We start from the raw sequence: 15,909 nt of genomic DNA, 5'->3' as shown, positions 1-15,909 counted from the left end.
GGCATGGAACTACCGCGTTCAACCTATGAACAGCAGGAATCGGGCATTCAGGTGCAGCGCGGCAAACTTCGCCCCGGTGATTTGGTGCTGTTCCGCGCTGGTTCCACCGGTCGTCACGTTGGCATCTACATTGGTAATAACCAGTTTGTTCATGCCTCCACCCGTGCGGGTGTGATGATTTCCAGCATGGACGATGCCTATTGGAATAAACGTTATCAGGAAGGTCGCCGCATTTTCAGCAAAGGTGCCACCAGCTAACGACAAGATCAGTTAATAATATGACCAGTTAGTCACATTTCCCTTGATGTGCAAAACGAAACGAAAACAGAGCGCCGCTTAACCAGCGGCGTTTTTTTTTTGTCATGATGCGACATACACCAACCTCCACGCTCCAGGCTAAACGTCACGCTTGATGAAAAGCTGTTCAACTCTCTGATATAAAGTAGGTTACACGTAATTTTCATGGTAAAAAGGGACGGGCTGACCTATTACCTATAGGCGGCAACATCGGTTTGACCTATATTCAAGTGATGCAAATGAAAATCACCGCAACTTTGGTCTGATGCAAGATAATTGCACGGCTTTGCAGGAGAAACACAGCGCAATGCTAAAACGTGTGGCCACCCTGGCTTTGCTCGGTTCTCTTTGTTGGGGAGCCTTTGCCGACACCGTCCAACAGAACACCTCGTTCGCCTTGTTGGGAGAGCCTAAATATCCCGAGGGATTCACGCATTTTGGTTACGTCAACCCTGACGCGCCCAAAGGGGGGAGCATCACACTCAGCGCTTTGGGAACTTATGATAACTTCAACCGTTTTGCGTTACGCGGCGTGGCGGCTGAGCGTACCGAACGCCTGTACGATACGCTGTTTACCTTATCCGATGATGAGCCGGGTAGCTTTTACCCGCTGATTGCACTGCATGCGCGCCATGCTGACGATTTTCGTTGGATGGAAGTGGAACTGAACCCAAAAACCACGTTTCACGACGGCTCACCGATTTTAGCCTCTGATGTAGCCTTCACCTTCAATATGTTTATGACGCAAGGGGTTCCACAGTTCCGCGTGGTGTACAAAGGCGTCACGGTGACCGCTATCGGGCCGCGCACCGTGCGGCTGGAAATGCCTGAGCCGGATAAAGAACGGCTGCTGGGGATGCTGACATTGCCCGTTATGCCTGAAAGTTTCTGGAAAAATCACAGTCTTGCCGATCCGTTGTCCTATCCCCCACCGGCCAGTGGCCCCTACCGCATCACCTCCTACCGCACCGACCAATATGTGACCTACAAACGGGTACAAGACTATTGGAGAGCCGATCTACCGGTGAATCGCGGTTTGAATAATTTCGACCAAATCCGTTACGACTACTATCTGGATGACAGTGTCGCGCTGGAAGCGTTTAAAGCGGGCGCTTTCGATCTGCGTGTCGAAGGATCACCCAAGCACTGGGCAACGCAGTATCAGGGCGGTAACTTCGCTCGGGGTTATATCGTCAAGCGCGATCGGGCGAATCAAGCGGCACAGGATACCCGCTGGCTGGTGTTCAATATTGAGCGTCCGCTGTTTCAGGATCGCCGCATCCGACAAGCCATTGGGCTTAATTTTGATTTTAACTGGATGAACAAGGCGTTCTATTACAACGCCTATCAGCGCGTTAACAGCCTGTTCCAAAACACAGAATATGCCGCGCAAGGTACTCCCAGCCCAGAGGAATTGAAATGGCTGGAGCCGCTCAGGGACAAAATACCGCCTGAAGTGTTTGGCCCCAGCTTTCAACCGCCAGAAAGTGATGGCAGCGGCTACGATCGCGCCCATTGGCAACAGGCCTTGCAGTTGCTTGAGGACGCTGGCTGGGAATTGAAAAACCAGAAGTTGGTCAACCGCAAAACCGGACAACCGTTTACCTTCGAATTATTGCTCCCCAGCGCTGCCAACGTGCAGTACGTACTGCCGTTCCAGCAAAATCTCAAACGTTTGGGCATCGATATGAAGCTGCGCCTGATTGACAGCGGGCAGTTCACCAATCGTCTGCGCGCCCGCGATTTTGATATGCTCGCCCGCCTTTACCCGGCAAGAATTTACCCGGATGGCAACCTCAAATTTGGCTGGCATACGAAATACCTCGATTCAACCTATAACACGGCGGGCGTGAGCGATCCTGCCATTGACGCGCTTATTGAGCAAATCGATGCGCATCAGGGCAATAAGGCGGAATTGCTGTCCCTTGGCCGCGCGCTGGACCGGGTAGTGACCTGGAATCAATTCATGATCCCCATGTGGTACTCCAATCACGATCGCTACGCTTACTGGGATAAATTCGCCATGTCAGCAACCCGACCGACCTATACGTTAGGGTTGGATAGCTGGTGGTACGATACACAGCGGGCGCAGTCATTGCCGCCCGAACGCCGTCAAGGAGCCATGGTGGGAACCTATTTACTACGCCGACTTTTGCTGGTGATCCCCACGCTGTGGGCCATTATTACTATTAACTTTTTTATTGTGCAGATAGCCCCAGGTGGCCCGGTTGATCAGGCCATTGCCGCCATCGAAATGGGTCAGGGCAGCGGGTTTGGTGCCGGTGGCGGCATGGATGGTGCGATGGCGCGTAGCGGCGGTGGTACACTGACCGTGGAAAATGCCTACCGTGGCGCTCGCGGGCTGGACCCAGAGGTGATTGCGGAAATCACCAAACGCTACGGGTTTGATAAGCCGATTCACGAGCGCTATTTCACGCTGCTGTGGAACTATGCCCGATTGGATTTTGGCGATAGCCTGTTTCGCGGCTCCTCGGTGATTGAGCTTATCAAGCAGAGTATGCCGGTTTCTATCACACTGGGGTTATGGAGCACTCTGATCATTTATCTGGTCTCAATCCCACTTGGCATCAAAAAGGCGGTCAAGAACGGTACACCGTTTGATACCTGGAGCAGCACCCTGATTATTGTCGGCTATGCTATCCCGGCATTCTTGTTTGCCATCTTGCTGATTGTGCTGTTTGCCGGCGGCAGCTATCTGGACTGGTTCCCGCTGCGCGGGCTGGTATCGAGTAATTTCGACACCCTGCCCTGGTACAGTAAAATCACCGATTACCTGTGGTACATCACGTTGCCCGTACTGGCAACGGTGATTGGCGGCTTTGCAACGCTGACCATGCTGACCAAAAACTCGTTTATGGACGAGATTCGCAAGCAATATGTGGTCACCGCACGTGCCAAAGGGCTGGACGAAAACAGCATTCTGTACCGCCATGTCTTCCGCAACGCCATGCTGCTGGAAGGGAAGAATAATCTTCAGGCTCCCTGGCTCGGCATTACCGTATTTTTGGTGTTGGCAACCCTGTTGTCGTTACTGATTTTTATTGGCGAAGCGGTGCGAGACGCTTTTGATCCCAGCAAGGCACATTGATATGAACCCAACTCCACTGTTACAGATTGAGGATCTCAGCATCGCGTTTCGCCAGGGTGAACAGGTGCATCAGGTGGTGGATTCGGTATCCTTCAACGTCGAGCGCGGTGAAACGCTGGCGCTGGTGGGTGAATCCGGCTCGGGCAAGAGCGTCACTGCGCTGTCGGTACTGCGCCTGCTGCCTTCTCCACCGGTTATCTATCCTCAAGGGGATATCCTGTTTGACGGTGAATCGCTGCTGCATGCGCCAGAAACACGGTTACGCGAACTGCGCGGCAACCGTATCGCCATGATCTTCCAGGAACCGATGGTGTCACTGAACCCGCTGCACAGCATTGAAAAGCAATTGATGGAAGTGGTGACGTTGCACCGCGCAATGACGCGAGACGTTGCGCGCAGTGAAGTGCTTACCTGTTTGGATCGCGTTGGCATACGGCAGGCACAGACGCGCCTGAAAGACTTTCCTCATCAACTGTCGGGCGGTGAACGCCAGCGGGTAATGATCGCGATGGCCCTGCTGATGCAGCCAGATTTGCTGATTGCTGATGAGCCAACTACCGCGCTGGATGTCACCGTGCAGGCACAAATTCTCACCTTATTGCGTGAACTTAAGCAAGAGTTGGGTATAAGCCTGCTGTTCATCACGCATAACCTGAATATCGTCAAGCAACTGGCGGACAAGGTTGCCGTGATGCAGGGTGGGCGCTGCGTAGAACAAAATCGTTGCCGCGACCTCTTCGCCGCACCGCAGCACAGCTACACCCGACAGCTGCTGGATGCCGAACCCTCCGGTTCTGCGCTGCCTCTGCCGGATGATACGCCGACGCTGCTACGCGTAGAAAAGCTCTCGATTTCATTCCCCATCAAGCGTGGGCTGTTGCGGCGCACAGTGGCAGAAAAAACCGTCGTCAATGGGTTAAATTTCACCTTACGTCGTGGCGAAAGCCTGGGACTGGTGGGGGAATCCGGTTCAGGGAAAAGCACTACAGGACTGGCATTGTTACGGCTCATCGCCTCACGCGGTAACATTGTGTTTGATGAACAACCGCTGCACCAATTTAATCGCCGCCAAATGTTACCACTGCGTAGCCAGATCCAGTGGTGTTTCAGGACCCCAATTCGTCGCTGAATCCACGGCGCACCGCGCTGCAAATTATCGAAGAAGGGCTGGAAGTGCACCAGAAGATGGGTGCCTCCGATCGAGAACAGCGGGTTATTGAGGTGATGCGCGAAGTCGGCCTTAATCCCGAATTTCGTCACCGCTACCCGTCGGAATTCTCCGGTGGTCAGCGGCAGCGTATTGCTATCGCCAGAGCGCTGGTGCTCGAACCCGCACTGCTGATTCTTGACGAACCCACCTCGTCACTGGACAGAACCGTACAGGCGCAGATTCTGACATTATTGAAAACCTTGCAGCAAAAACGCCAGCTGGCTTATCTGTTCATTAGCCATGACCTACAGGTGGTGCGTGCGCTGTGCCATCAGGTTATCGTGCTGCGTCGAGGCGAGGTGGTAGAACAAGGGCGTTGTGAACAGGTTTTTTCCGCGCCTCAGAGCGTCTATACACAAGAACTGCTGCGCATGGCTACCCTGTAGAGGCACACACGCCATGTCATGGCAGAGGCATGGCGTTTAAAACGGATAGAGCGCGCTCAGGGGTTCCGCGATGGCGACGCCCACATTTTTAAGACGACACAATGCTGTGCTTTCATCATCACGGTGTAAAAACAGACAGGGTTCCCCTTCCCATTCCAACACGGCACAATCAATCTGAATTTCAGCCAGGGACTGGTTCAACTGACGTAAAATAACCCATGCCATTTCGCCGTCGTGACTTAATAATTTAAAGCCAATCAGGTTGTTGTCCTCATCTCGTCCCCGCAGGGGAATACCGCTCAGCGGAATCGGTTCCACCTTGATACCGGCGAAGCCCGATAGCCAACGATACCTTTGCGGCAAACGATGCACTACCGAAAGTTGGAGAGTGTCCACTATTACTTTCCCTCAGGTATGATGATGGTGAACAAACGCAATGACATTGGCGTCAAAGAAAGAACGTTTACTCTCAGTGTCCGGATATGGCGGCACTGCTGAATTAGCATTTCTACAAGAATCCGCGTTGCAATAGTCATAAGTCACCCTTCTTAGCGAATGGAAATGATTGCAATACTGATTAATGCCACGTTGATCACATTTTAAGATTTTATAGGTTGCCCTATATTTAACGCTTTCCCTGCAATATCTCAACTCCTTTTATTTACATTGTTCACTTTTAAATCATACATTTTACATTTATAGAACAACATTCCAAAAAAAGACAATGTGACATCGATAACACTTGACCGTGAACAAAAAGGGAAGATCAAAATAATGGAGCCCGACGTTGAAGGTCAGCAACGAGAGAATTCCGTTTCCCGCATCACTGCGGCAAACGGAAAAAGGGGGGGCGGAATCAGCGAGAGCGGGCTGCGTAACCGTAAAGCAGGAAGGCGGCAACGGAACAGAGTGACATGGAGACGATCATCGGCCAGGCTCTGGTAAAACTCACCAGTGGCAGCAGGCTTCCGACCAGTGCGCCCATGCCAAAGCGTAGCGTGCCAGCCAGCGAGGACGCAGTGCCCGCCATATGCGGAAAATCATCCAGTATCACGGCCATGGCATTTGACATCACCATCGCAATACAGCCGACATAGATAGTCACCCCCGACACCAACGGCAAGAAGCCCAGATCCAACGCGTAGATAGCCACCAGCGCGATACCGACAGCGAACTGTATCAGTAGCCCGATGCGAAACATCTGGTTTGCCCCCAAGCGGCGCACCACACTGCTATTGGTGTAGGTGGTCAGGAACAGAAAGACCACGTTCAGGGCAAAGTAATAACCGAAATGCTGCGGAGACACACCGTAGAGATCGATATAGACAAAAGGGCCGGCGCTTAAAAAAGAGAACATGCCAGAAAACGAAAACCCGCTTGCCACCATGTAGCTAAAGACTTTTTTGTGGCGAAACAGCGAGGCGAAATTCCCGGCGGTGGTACGAAAATGGAATGGCTGGCGTTTTTCTACCGGCAACGACTCTTTGACAAAGCGCATCACCAGCACCGAGGCAATCAGTGACAGCCCGGCCAGCGTCCAGAAAATCGCATGCCAGCTAAACCACAGCAGCAACACGCCGCCCAACATCGGCGTTAACAGCGGTGCGACCGTCATAACTAGCATCACAAATGACATCATGCGCGAAAATTCATCTTTGGCGAAGGTGTCACGCATCAGCGCATTAATCACCACCGCAGACGCAGCCTCAGACAAGCCGTGCAGCATACGCAGCACGGTAAGCTAAGCTGTTCAATGGTTTGCACCAGCGCGCAGGCCACGCCAGCCAACATGAAAGACCAGCGTTCCCCCCAGAATCACGGGTTTACGTCCCAGGCTGTCCGCCATCGGGCCGTAGAATAACTGACCGATAGCAAACCCCATGATGTAGGCGCTTAACGTCATCTGCACCTGGCCCGGCTCCACGCCGAACTCTTTGGCAATCACCGGCAGCGCCGGCAGGTACATATCGATGGCAAACGGTGTCAGCATCGACAACAAGCCAAGAATAAAAATCAAGCCACTATGTGATGGCGCTTTCCCCACTGCATGTCTCCCAGCGTGTTGCCCGCAAAACAAAAAAATTCACCGCAGCGGCAGGCCTCCACCACGGTGACGGTTGAAATAGACTTGATGGCCGGTTCAGCGGCGCATCCTGTTTACATCAGGTGGATGACAAGCGCATAACGCATACTGCATGCAGTATGGCGCAAGTCGGCTCAACGCGGCAAAACGCTGGCTACTTCTTCTTCCGTCAGTGCGCGATATTCGCCCGGCTCAAGCGCATCATCCAGCGCAATGGCACCAATGCGCTCACGGTGTAACTCAACCACGCGGTTTCCCACGGCGGCGAACATCCGTTTGACCTGGTGGTAGCGCCCTTCCCCAATGGTTAACCGGACCTGATGGTCATCCAGCTTTTCCAGTTGCGCAGGTTTGGTCAGCGATTTTTCGCCGTGCAGTTGCACCCCCTGTTCAAACTGGTGTGCCGTATCCTCTGCCAGCGGCAGTTCGAGCGTGACCAGATAGGTTTTTTCGCAGTGATGCTTGGGTGACGTGATGCGGTGCGACCATTGTCCATCGTCGGTCAGCAATACCAGCCCGGTGGTATCAATATCCAATCGACCCGCAGCATGCAGTTTGTGCGCAACCGGCTCATCGATAAAATAGAGAATGGTCGGGTGATCCGGATCTTCCGTTGAACACACGTACCCCTGCGGCTTGTTAAGCATGAAGTAGCGCGGGCCATTCTGCTGCACCAGCGCGTTGCCATCGAACTCAACCTGATGTTCAGGTACCAATTTGAATGCGCCGCTTTTAACCACCTCACCATCAACGGTAACGCGCTGCGCACGCAGCTCCCGTGCTACCAATGCACGGCTGATCCCGAGTTGCTGGGATAAAAATTTGTCCAATCGCATGAGAAAATCAAGTGCCTGTCTGTGTTAAGGAAGGAAAATCATGTCGTAGTATAGCGAGTGATGACGATTGCTCCTAGAATGTCCGACGTTTTCCCCCACCTGTGATAATGGATACGCACAAAATGTGCGATTGTTTTCCATTAACCGCTGGCGAGGGTTCGCCCCTGGCGCATAAAAATATAGAATAAATACATCTTTTATTTTCAGGGTTATTACAGGAGCACGCGATGTCATCTATTCACGGTCATGAAGTACTGCATATGATGCTGGATTCTGCCGAATCCTACACCACAGAGGGGCTGATTGCCGCCATTGAGGCGCGTTTCGGTGCCGACGCACGCTTCCACACCTGCTCCGCGGCCGACATGAGCGCAGCCATGCTGGTGGCTTTCCTGGCAAACAAAGGCAAGTTTATCCCACAGGACGCTGGGTTTAACACGGCTGCCAGCAAGATTTGCCAACACTAGGCCATGGCGTTCACCTTACGCCCCTATCAACAGGAGGCGGTTTCCGCCACGCTGGCCTATTTTCGCCAACATCAACACCCTGCGCTGATCGTACTGCCCACCGGCGCAGGAAAAAGTCTGGTGATTGCCGAACTGGCGCGGTTAGCGCGAGGGCGCGTGTTGGTGCTGGCGCATGTCAAAGAGCTAGTTGAACAGAATCACGCTAAATATTGCGCCTGGGGATTGGATGCCGACATTTTTGCTGCTGGGCTTAACCAACGCCGCAGCGAAGGCAAAGTGGTGTTTGGCAGCGTGCAATCCGTGGCGCGTAATCTGCCCGCCTTTACCCAGTTCTCGCTACTGATCATCGATGAATGTCACCGCATCAGCGATGACGATGACAGCCAATATCAGCAAATCATTACGCACCTGCGCGCACAAAACCCCACACTGCGCCTGCTCGGCCTTACCGCAACGCCTTACCGCCTAGGGAAAGGCTGGATTTATCAGTATCACTATCACGGCATGATACGCGGTGATGATCAATGCCTGTTTCGCGACTGTATCTATGAACTACCGCTGCGTTACATGATCAAACACGGCTTTCTGGTACCGCCGCAGCGCATGGATATGCCAGTGGTGCAGTATGATTTCAGCCGTTTGAGCGAGCAGCCCCACGGCCTGTTCAGCGACGCGGAACTCAACCGTGAATTACGACGGCAGCAGCGCGTGACGCCCCAGATTGTCAATCAGATAGTCAGCTACGGCACCGAACGTAAAGGCGTGATGATCTTTGCGGCAACCGTGGAGCACGCCCGGGAAATACACGGTCTGTTGCCTTCAGAAAAAGCCGCTTTTATCAGCGGGGAAACCCCTGCCGCAGAACGCGATGCGCTGATCGCTGCCTTTAAGCAACAACAGTTGCACTATCTGGTCAACGTGGCGGTATTGACGACGGGCTTTGATGCGCCGCATGTGGACGTTATCGCCATTCTGCGTCCGACGGAATCCGTCAGCCTGTATCAGCAGATCGTCGGACGTGGCCTGCGCCTGTCGCCGGGAAAAACGGATTGCCTGATTCTGGATTACGCCGGGAATCCCCATGATTTGTATATGCCGGAAGTAGGCAGCCATAAACCGCACAGCGGTAGCCAACCGGTACAAGTGCTTTGCTCGCAGTGTGGTTTTGCCAACCTGTTTTGGGGAAAAACCACGGCGGAGGGTGATATCGTCGAACACTATGGTCGCCGCTGCCAGGGCTATGAAGAAGGCGATAACGGTGTTCGAACGCAGTGCGATTACCGTTTCCGCTTTAAAGTATGCCCGGAATGTGGTGCCGAAAACGACATTGCCGCGCGTCGTTGCCACCAATGCGATCACATTATGGTCGATCCTGACGACATGCTAAAAGCCGCACTCAAGTTGAAAGATGCCCTGGTGCTGCGCTGTAGCGGCATGCAGATGACGGCCGGACAGGATGAGAAAGGTGAATGGCTAAAGATCACCTATGTTGATGAAGACGGCGCAGATGTAAGCGAACGTTTTCGCCTGCATACGCCTGCCCAGCGCCGCGTATTTACTCAGCAGTTTTTACGGGTGCACCAACGTGCGCCGGGGCTAGTGCTGACATGGCAATCCGCACAGGATATCTTGCGCCAACAGGCCGCCCTGCGTGCGCCTGACTTTGTCGTGGCGCGACGCCAAGGCAAACAGCGACAAGGCTTTTGGCAAGTGAGGGAAAAACTGTTTGATTATGAAGGCCGTTTTCGGCGTGCCAATGAATTACGCTAGCTGGCGTAACACGGTTTCATTTGCCGCCACGCGGATATTCCGTTAGAATGCAGCCCGCTTTTGTCATGCAAAAGCAAATCTGTTCCATTGTGAATAACACATTCCATTGCGAATAACCTAACCTGTTGCTGGGTCGCCTGTAGCAGGTGTATTTTCTAAAATAGAGAAAATCATGATCACTATTAACGCAGAAGTACGTAAAGAGCGGGGTAAGGGTGCGAGCCGCCGCCTGCGCGCAGCCAGCAAATTCCCAGCCATCATCTACGGTGGTGCGGAAGCGCCGGTATCTATCGCCCTAGATCACGACAGCGTTAAAAACCTGGAAGCTAAAGAAGGTTTTTACGGCGAAGTTCTGACCCTGGTTGTCGATGGTAAAGAAGAAAAAGTGAAAGTTCAGGCTGTTCAGCGTCACGCTTACAAGCCGAAACTGACTCACATCGACTTCGTTCGCGCTTAATCGTTTGGGGAAACCCGTGGGACGCAGCGAGTTTTCCTCGCAAGCAAGAATGTCGATAAGAAAAACGCCGCTTATGCGGCGTTTTTCGTTTTCTGGTCGCTTATTTATCACCGCTGCTTGAACGGCGCTGTAGCTGATCGCGCAAATTCGGCGGCGTACCTTTAATGGTAAGCGTGTCGGTTGCCGGATCCCAGAAGATACGTTCGCCCAGCAGCAAAGCATCAAAGTTGATCGTCAACCCACCTCCACTGCCAGCGAACTTGGTCAATTGGCGCAGCGTGCTGCGATCCGCCGGGAAACGCTCTTCCAATTCATAGCCCTGCTCTTCCGAAAAAGCATGGAAGGTTTTCTCTCCCAACGGTGGCAGCTCCTGCGACAACGCAGCAACCTCTATCTCTTCCCCTGCCTGCAATTGCTCATTGCAGTAGCTGTACACCTGCTGACGGTATTGCTGACGCTCGTTTTTATCCAGCTGCGCATCAGCACAATAGTCATCCACCGCCTGCAACAGGCCGCGATTCTGCGCTTTGGTGTCAAGCCCCGCGCTGGCACCGAGGAAATCCATAAAGAAATCCGCGACCTTACGCCCTACCCGTCCTTTCAGGAAGGTCAGATAGCGTTGAGATTCCGGGTTGGTCTCCCATTCCGTGAGATCGATACGCGCCACGATATCCGCATGGGGGATATCCAGATAGTGCGTACTGCTAATATCCAGCTGTTCATTGACGCGCATGCTGCTGCAACTGCTCAGCACCGCCACCAGCAGATACTCAACCGCCAGATAGCGGTATTGGCAGAACAGCACGATGCCCCCTTCCGCAAAGGGATATTTCGCCAGTTCATCACGCAACCGAGCCGTGGCCGCGCGGCTAAACCCAAGGAAATCCTCCTCCCCTTTACGGCAGCCACGCAGTGCCTGGGCCAGTTCGCTCTGTTCCTCGAACACGCCGTAGGCCTTGTTTTTCGCACTGTAGACACGGTGCAACTCGGCCATCATCTCGTCAACGGCAGGGGTGGCATCCAATAACGAATCCCGTAACACCAACTCCAACGTTTGCTCATCACGTTTGACAAGCTGATGCAAGGCAATCTGGTCGATATCCAGACTCATGATAAACTCTCCTTTTGGCAAGGAGCGTATTCAAACACCAACGCAGGTCCCCTGCAAGAGAAAGCCTCCAGACGCCAGCGGTTGAGGCTAAAATGATAAAATTGCGGAAAACGTCAGGTCGTTACGGTAAGATATTCCCCTTTATCAGCTTGAGAATCGCCCTTTTATGGCACAATTATCCCGTTACAGTGACGAACTCGTCGAACAAGTGCTTTCCGAATTGGTAAGCGTATTGGAAAAACACCGTACCCCTACTGACCTCTCCTTGATGGTTTTGGGCAACATGGTCACCAACCTTATCAACACCAGCGTAGCACCGGAGCAGCGTCAGGTATTGGCTCGTTCTTTTGCTGATGCGTTGCAGGCATCCATCACTACCCACAACGCGCACTAACACCGACCAGAGGCTATGGTAAGCAACCGTCACAACTATCGCGAAAAAGTTTCCCAGATGATCAGTTGGGGGCATTGGTTCGCGCTATTTAACATCCTGTTGAGTCTGGGGGTGGGCAGCCGCTATCTGTTCGTGGCGGATTGGCCCTCGTCGTTACTAGGCCGTAGCTATGCCCTTGTCAGTTGGCTGGGGCATTTTAGTTTTATCGTTTTTGCCGTCTACCTGTTGATTGTCTTTCCCTTGACGTTCGTGGTGATGTCGCAGCGTTTGCTGCGTTTTCTCTCTGCAGCGTTGGCAACCGCGGGGCTGACGCTGCTGTTGCTGGATATGGAGGTGTTTAGCCGCTTCCACCTGCACTTGAATCTCACCGTCTGGGAGTTGGTGATCAATCCAGAGCAAAGTGACCTGGCCCGTGACTGGCAACTGATGTTTATCGGCATCCCCGTGATTTTCATGGTTGAGATGCTGTTTGGCACCTGGTGCTGGCAAAAACTGCGTAGTCTGAACCGTCACCGCATTGGCATGCCGGTCGCCGCGGTATTTATCAGTGCGTTTTTCGCCTCGCACATGATGTATATCTGGGCCGATGCCAACTTCTATCGCCCTATCACCATGCAGCGCGCGACATTGCCGTTATCCTATCCGATGACTGCGCGACGATTTCTGGAAAAACACGGCCTGCTGGACGCTCAAGCGTATGAGCGACGCATTGCGCTACAGGGCAACCCTGAGGCGATTACGGTGGAATACCCGCTGAACAATATTCAGTTCCGCGATGCCGGCAGCGGCTACAATCTATTGATTGTGGTGGCAGATCAACTGCCGCTCACCCGTATGCCGCAGTTGATGCGTTTTGCAGAAGAGAACGTGCACTTCAGCAACCATTTCAATGTCAGCCAGAATGCCCAAAGCAGCCTGTTCAACCTGTTCTATGGCATCTCGACCACTTACATGGATGGGGTATTGAGTGCACGCACGCCATCAGCGTTGGTAATTTCCCTGAACCAACAAGGCTATCAATTTGGTCTTTTCTCAAGCAACGGCTTTGATAACCCGCTTTATCGCCAGGCACTGCTGTCAGATTTTTCGCTGTCAGTACCGGTAATTCAACGTGATGTTGATACCGTTCAACAGTGGCAGACGTGGCTGGAAACCGGTACGCAACCCACATCGCCGTGGTTCTCTTATATTGAGCTTGGCACCACTGGCACCCGAGTTCTAACGGATGCTAAAGCCACCGATCAAAACATCAGCGCAATACTTAATACGTTGCAAAGCCAAGGCAAACTGGATAATACCGTCGTGATTATTACGGCAAAATCCAGCGAACAGGATAAGGACAGCCGCTACCGTCGCTCACAGTGGCAGATCCCACTGGTGGTGCATTGGCCGGGCACACCGGCGCAGACCATCAGTAAAATGACGGATCAAAAAGACGTTATGGTCACTCTAATGCAGCGCTTGCTGCATGTCAAAACGTCCGCCACGGATTACGCGCAAGGGGAAGACCTGTTTGCGGCCCAGCGACGTAATAACTGGCTGGTGAACGGCAACCGCGGTGCGTTGATGATCACAACGCCAGAGCAGATCATCCAATTGGAAGCCAATGGCAGCTACGATGCCTACAACAGCGACGGTGAAAAAATGCGTGATGAAAAACCAAGTTTACCGCTGCTGTTACAGGTACTCACCAGCGAAAGGCGATTTATTGCCAACTAACTGCCTAAATCTAAAGCGATCGCGCCAGCTGGCTATTGCAATCGGTTCAGGAGACGGTAATATAGCGCCCCATAGCGTCGGCACGTAGCGCAGCTTGGTAGCGCACTGTCATGGGGTGTCAGGGGTCGGAGGTTCAAATCCTCTCGTGCCGACCAAATTCTTCACCGGTAAGTTTCTGAAACGACCGGTAACCCCACAAGAACCCGCATTCTCTATGAGTTTTCGGGTTTTTTGTTGTCTGTAACTTTCGGTTTCCACCGTTTACAGCCGGATAATTTAGCTATACCGTTAGCTATACGACTCACATATAGCTAAATTCCGTATAGCTAAAACCGGTATACCGCATGGCACGTATAACTACCCCGCTCACCAATACAGAGATCCGAGCAGCAAAGCCGGACGCCAAAGAGTACACGCTACAGGACGGCGGCGGCCTTTACCTACTGATTAAACCCAGCGGCTCAAAGATATGGCGATTCTCTTATTACCGCCCACATGATAAGAAACGTGCACTGGTCAGCTTTGGCTCTATAGATGAAGTAACGCTTGCCGATGCCCGTAAAAAGCGTGAGGCGTATCGGTCGCTCATTGCGCAGGGTATCGATCCTCAAACCCACCAGCAGCAAAAACGCGAAGCGGAGGAGTTACGACGGGGCAACACCTTCCAGAAAGTAGCCTCTGACTGGTACGAAATGAAAAAAAACCAGAATCTCGCTGCAAATACCATAAAGGATATCTGGCGCTCTCTAGAAAAGTACGTATTCCCGGACATCGGTAGCACCCCTATTAACGAACTGCCAGCGCGTAAATTTGTTCTGCTCCTCGAACCCATCAAGGCACGCGGCAATCTCGAAACCCTGAAACGGGTATTACAACGTATCAATGAAGTGATGGACTTTGCCGCCAATAGCGGGCTGATAGAATTCAACACCGCTGCGAACGTTCGTAAAGCCTTCCCTACCCCGATTAAAAAACACATGCCGACGATCCGACCAGAGCAGTTACCCGAACTTATGCAGGCGTTATCCATTGCCAGCATAGAGCGGCAAACCAGACTACTGATTGAATGGCAGCTACTTACCGTAACCCGTCCGGTTGAAGCCGCAGAGGCTCGTTGGGAAGAGATTAACCTTGACGATAAAACATGGACGATACCAGCCGGACGAATGAAAATGCGCCGGGATCACATAATACCGCTATGCGAGCAGGCACTAGCCGTTCTGGAAGCGATGAAGCCAATCAGTGCCCACCGGGAATACGTATTTCCTAGCTTTAAAAAACCAACATTGCCGATGAACAGCCAGAGCGCCAATGCCGCATTACGACGAATGGGCTATCAAGTTGCTGGAAAATTATATCAATGTGGGAATGATTATTATGGAGATGATAATCCTTTTTTATTGGATTTGCTGGAAAGAGTAATCAATGCAGGAGAGGAAGCTTTTGTTCCACAAGCTGCTATCAAGGAAATAGCAAACCCACCATTTGATTTTGAAGATGACATTCCGTTCTAAGGGGTTCTCATGGCAAAAAACAACCTTACAGATTATGAAAAATACGGTTTCAAAAGAATGGATATCATTGAAATTTTAGGACCCGATTTTTTCCCTAGTGACGACAAAAAACAGGAACCAACTGTTAATGCTATCGAACAACAGAGCGATAAAGATTATTCGATAGAAAATACCTCCTCGACATCAATAGTTACTGAATGGGAGCCAAAATTTGCGAATAGAAAGCACGCTCTTGAAATTATATCTGCATTATCAATAAAATTAGTAGAGAAGTCTGGCAATACATTTCGATGTTGTGACAAGATCAGCGCCAATGCTCTCGCTGAAACGGTTGCCTCCATTCTCAATAAGCCAGACAACCAACAACACCGAAGAGCCTGTACATAAATTTGTGTAATTGCCTGATTTTGATATGTTCAATCCAACATTAAAAGCAGGTTACTTTATGGACGAAAAACAGTTGCAGGCTCTGGCTAATGCACTGGCCAAAAATCTCAAAACCCCTGAAGATCTCAGCCAGTTCGATCGCCTGATGAAGAAAATCAGCGTTGAGGCG

The 15,909-nt window shown here is 52.1% G+C and carries 11 protein-coding genes, 1 tRNA gene and 4 pseudogenes; 12 read left to right on the top strand and 4 right to left on the bottom strand.

The annotated features are described in order from the left end of the window. From ACTBDZ_RS08355 to yejF, 4 genes and pseudogenes are all read left to right on the top strand, one after another. On the top strand, positions 1 to 258 hold a 258-nt coding region (locus ACTBDZ_RS08355), incomplete at its 5' end, for an NlpC/P60 family protein (protein WP_438814978.1). Positions 259 to 604: 346 nt separating this feature from the next. Beyond that, a pseudogene (locus tag ACTBDZ_RS08350) lies at positions 605 to 2,410 on the top strand (extracellular solute-binding protein); the annotation flags it as partial. A 9-nt stretch (positions 2,411 to 2,419) separates the two neighbouring features. Continuing rightward, complete coding sequence (gene yejB / locus ACTBDZ_RS08345) at positions 2,420 to 3,406, top strand: microcin C ABC transporter permease YejB (protein WP_438814979.1); 987 nt, start codon at positions 2,420 to 2,422, stop codon at positions 3,404 to 3,406. A gap of 1 nt (position 3,407) precedes the next feature. Beyond that, positions 3,408 to 5,002 (top strand): annotated as a pseudogene (gene yejF / locus ACTBDZ_RS08340) (microcin C ABC transporter ATP-binding protein YejF). Positions 5,003 to 5,038: 36 nt separating this feature from the next. Here yejF and ACTBDZ_RS08335 read toward each other — a convergent pair. From ACTBDZ_RS08335 to rsuA, 3 genes and pseudogenes are all read right to left on the bottom strand, one after another. Continuing rightward, positions 5,039 to 5,398 carry a YejG family protein gene (locus tag ACTBDZ_RS08335; RefSeq protein ID WP_438814977.1) on the bottom strand — a complete coding sequence of 120 codons (360 nt, stop codon included), beginning with the start codon at positions 5,396 to 5,398 and terminating at the stop codon, positions 5,039 to 5,041. 460 nt (positions 5,399 to 5,858) lie between these two features. Beyond that, positions 5,859 to 6,992: pseudogene (locus tag ACTBDZ_RS08330) on the bottom strand (Bcr/CflA family multidrug efflux MFS transporter). A gap of 227 nt (positions 6,993 to 7,219) precedes the next feature. Then, entirely contained in the window at positions 7,220 to 7,921 is a 702-nt protein-coding gene (gene rsuA / locus ACTBDZ_RS08325) for a 16S rRNA pseudouridine(516) synthase RsuA (RefSeq protein ID WP_438814976.1), read from the bottom strand. A gap of 227 nt (positions 7,922 to 8,148) precedes the next feature. Between rsuA and ACTBDZ_RS08320 the strand changes: the two genes are divergently transcribed. The 3 genes from ACTBDZ_RS08320 to rplY all read left to right on the top strand — a co-directional run bounded on the left by ACTBDZ_RS08320 (position 8,149) and on the right by rplY (position 10,615). Beyond that, complete coding sequence (locus ACTBDZ_RS08320) at positions 8,149 to 8,388, top strand: YecH family metal-binding protein (protein WP_438814975.1); 240 nt, start codon at positions 8,149 to 8,151, stop codon at positions 8,386 to 8,388. A gap of 3 nt (positions 8,389 to 8,391) precedes the next feature. Then, positions 8,392 to 10,158, top strand: coding sequence for a DEAD/DEAH box helicase (locus ACTBDZ_RS08315; RefSeq protein ID WP_438814974.1), 1,767 nt, complete (start codon positions 8,392 to 8,394; stop codon positions 10,156 to 10,158). Positions 10,159 to 10,330: 172 nt separating this feature from the next. Next, positions 10,331 to 10,615 (top strand): 50S ribosomal protein L25, encoded by a 285-nt coding sequence (rplY, locus tag ACTBDZ_RS08310; RefSeq protein WP_438814973.1) that lies wholly within the window; start codon positions 10,331 to 10,333, stop codon positions 10,613 to 10,615. A gap of 100 nt (positions 10,616 to 10,715) precedes the next feature. Here rplY and yejK read toward each other — a convergent pair whose 3' ends face one another. Further along, positions 10,716 to 11,726, bottom strand: coding sequence for a nucleoid-associated protein YejK (yejK, locus tag ACTBDZ_RS08305; protein WP_438814972.1), 1,011 nt, complete (start codon positions 11,724 to 11,726; stop codon positions 10,716 to 10,718). A gap of 166 nt (positions 11,727 to 11,892) precedes the next feature. Here yejK and ACTBDZ_RS08300 point away from each other — a divergent pair, with 166 nt between their 5' ends. The 5 genes and pseudogenes from ACTBDZ_RS08300 (at position 11,893) to ACTBDZ_RS08280 (ending at position 15,740) form a co-directional block, all read left to right on the top strand. Next, the gene (locus ACTBDZ_RS08300) at positions 11,893 to 12,120 is read left to right on the top strand and encodes a YejL family protein (protein WP_291971954.1); all 228 of its coding nucleotides are present in this window, start codon (positions 11,893 to 11,895) and stop codon (positions 12,118 to 12,120) included. Positions 12,121 to 12,135: 15 nt separating this feature from the next. Further along, positions 12,136 to 13,839, top strand: a complete 1,704-nt coding sequence (gene yejM / locus ACTBDZ_RS08295) for an LPS biosynthesis-modulating metalloenzyme YejM (protein ID WP_438814971.1) — start codon at positions 12,136 to 12,138, stop codon at positions 13,837 to 13,839. Positions 13,840 to 13,917: 78 nt separating this feature from the next. Continuing rightward, positions 13,918 to 13,994, top strand: a tRNA-Pro gene (locus ACTBDZ_RS08290). Positions 13,995 to 14,183: 189 nt separating this feature from the next. Continuing rightward, positions 14,184 to 15,206: pseudogene (locus ACTBDZ_RS08285) on the top strand (integrase arm-type DNA-binding domain-containing protein); the annotation flags it as partial. 156 nt (positions 15,207 to 15,362) lie between these two features. Continuing rightward, the gene (locus tag ACTBDZ_RS08280) at positions 15,363 to 15,740 is read left to right on the top strand and encodes a hypothetical protein (RefSeq protein ID WP_438814970.1); all 378 of its coding nucleotides are present in this window, start codon (positions 15,363 to 15,365) and stop codon (positions 15,738 to 15,740) included. Positions 15,741 to 15,909: the final 169 nt, after the last annotated feature.

Origin of the sequence: Symbiopectobacterium sp. (assembly GCF_051710365.1) — a bacterium.
Classification (GTDB): domain Bacteria; phylum Pseudomonadota; class Gammaproteobacteria; order Enterobacterales; family Enterobacteriaceae; genus Symbiopectobacterium.
This window is presented reverse-complemented; position numbering and strand designations above follow the sequence as displayed.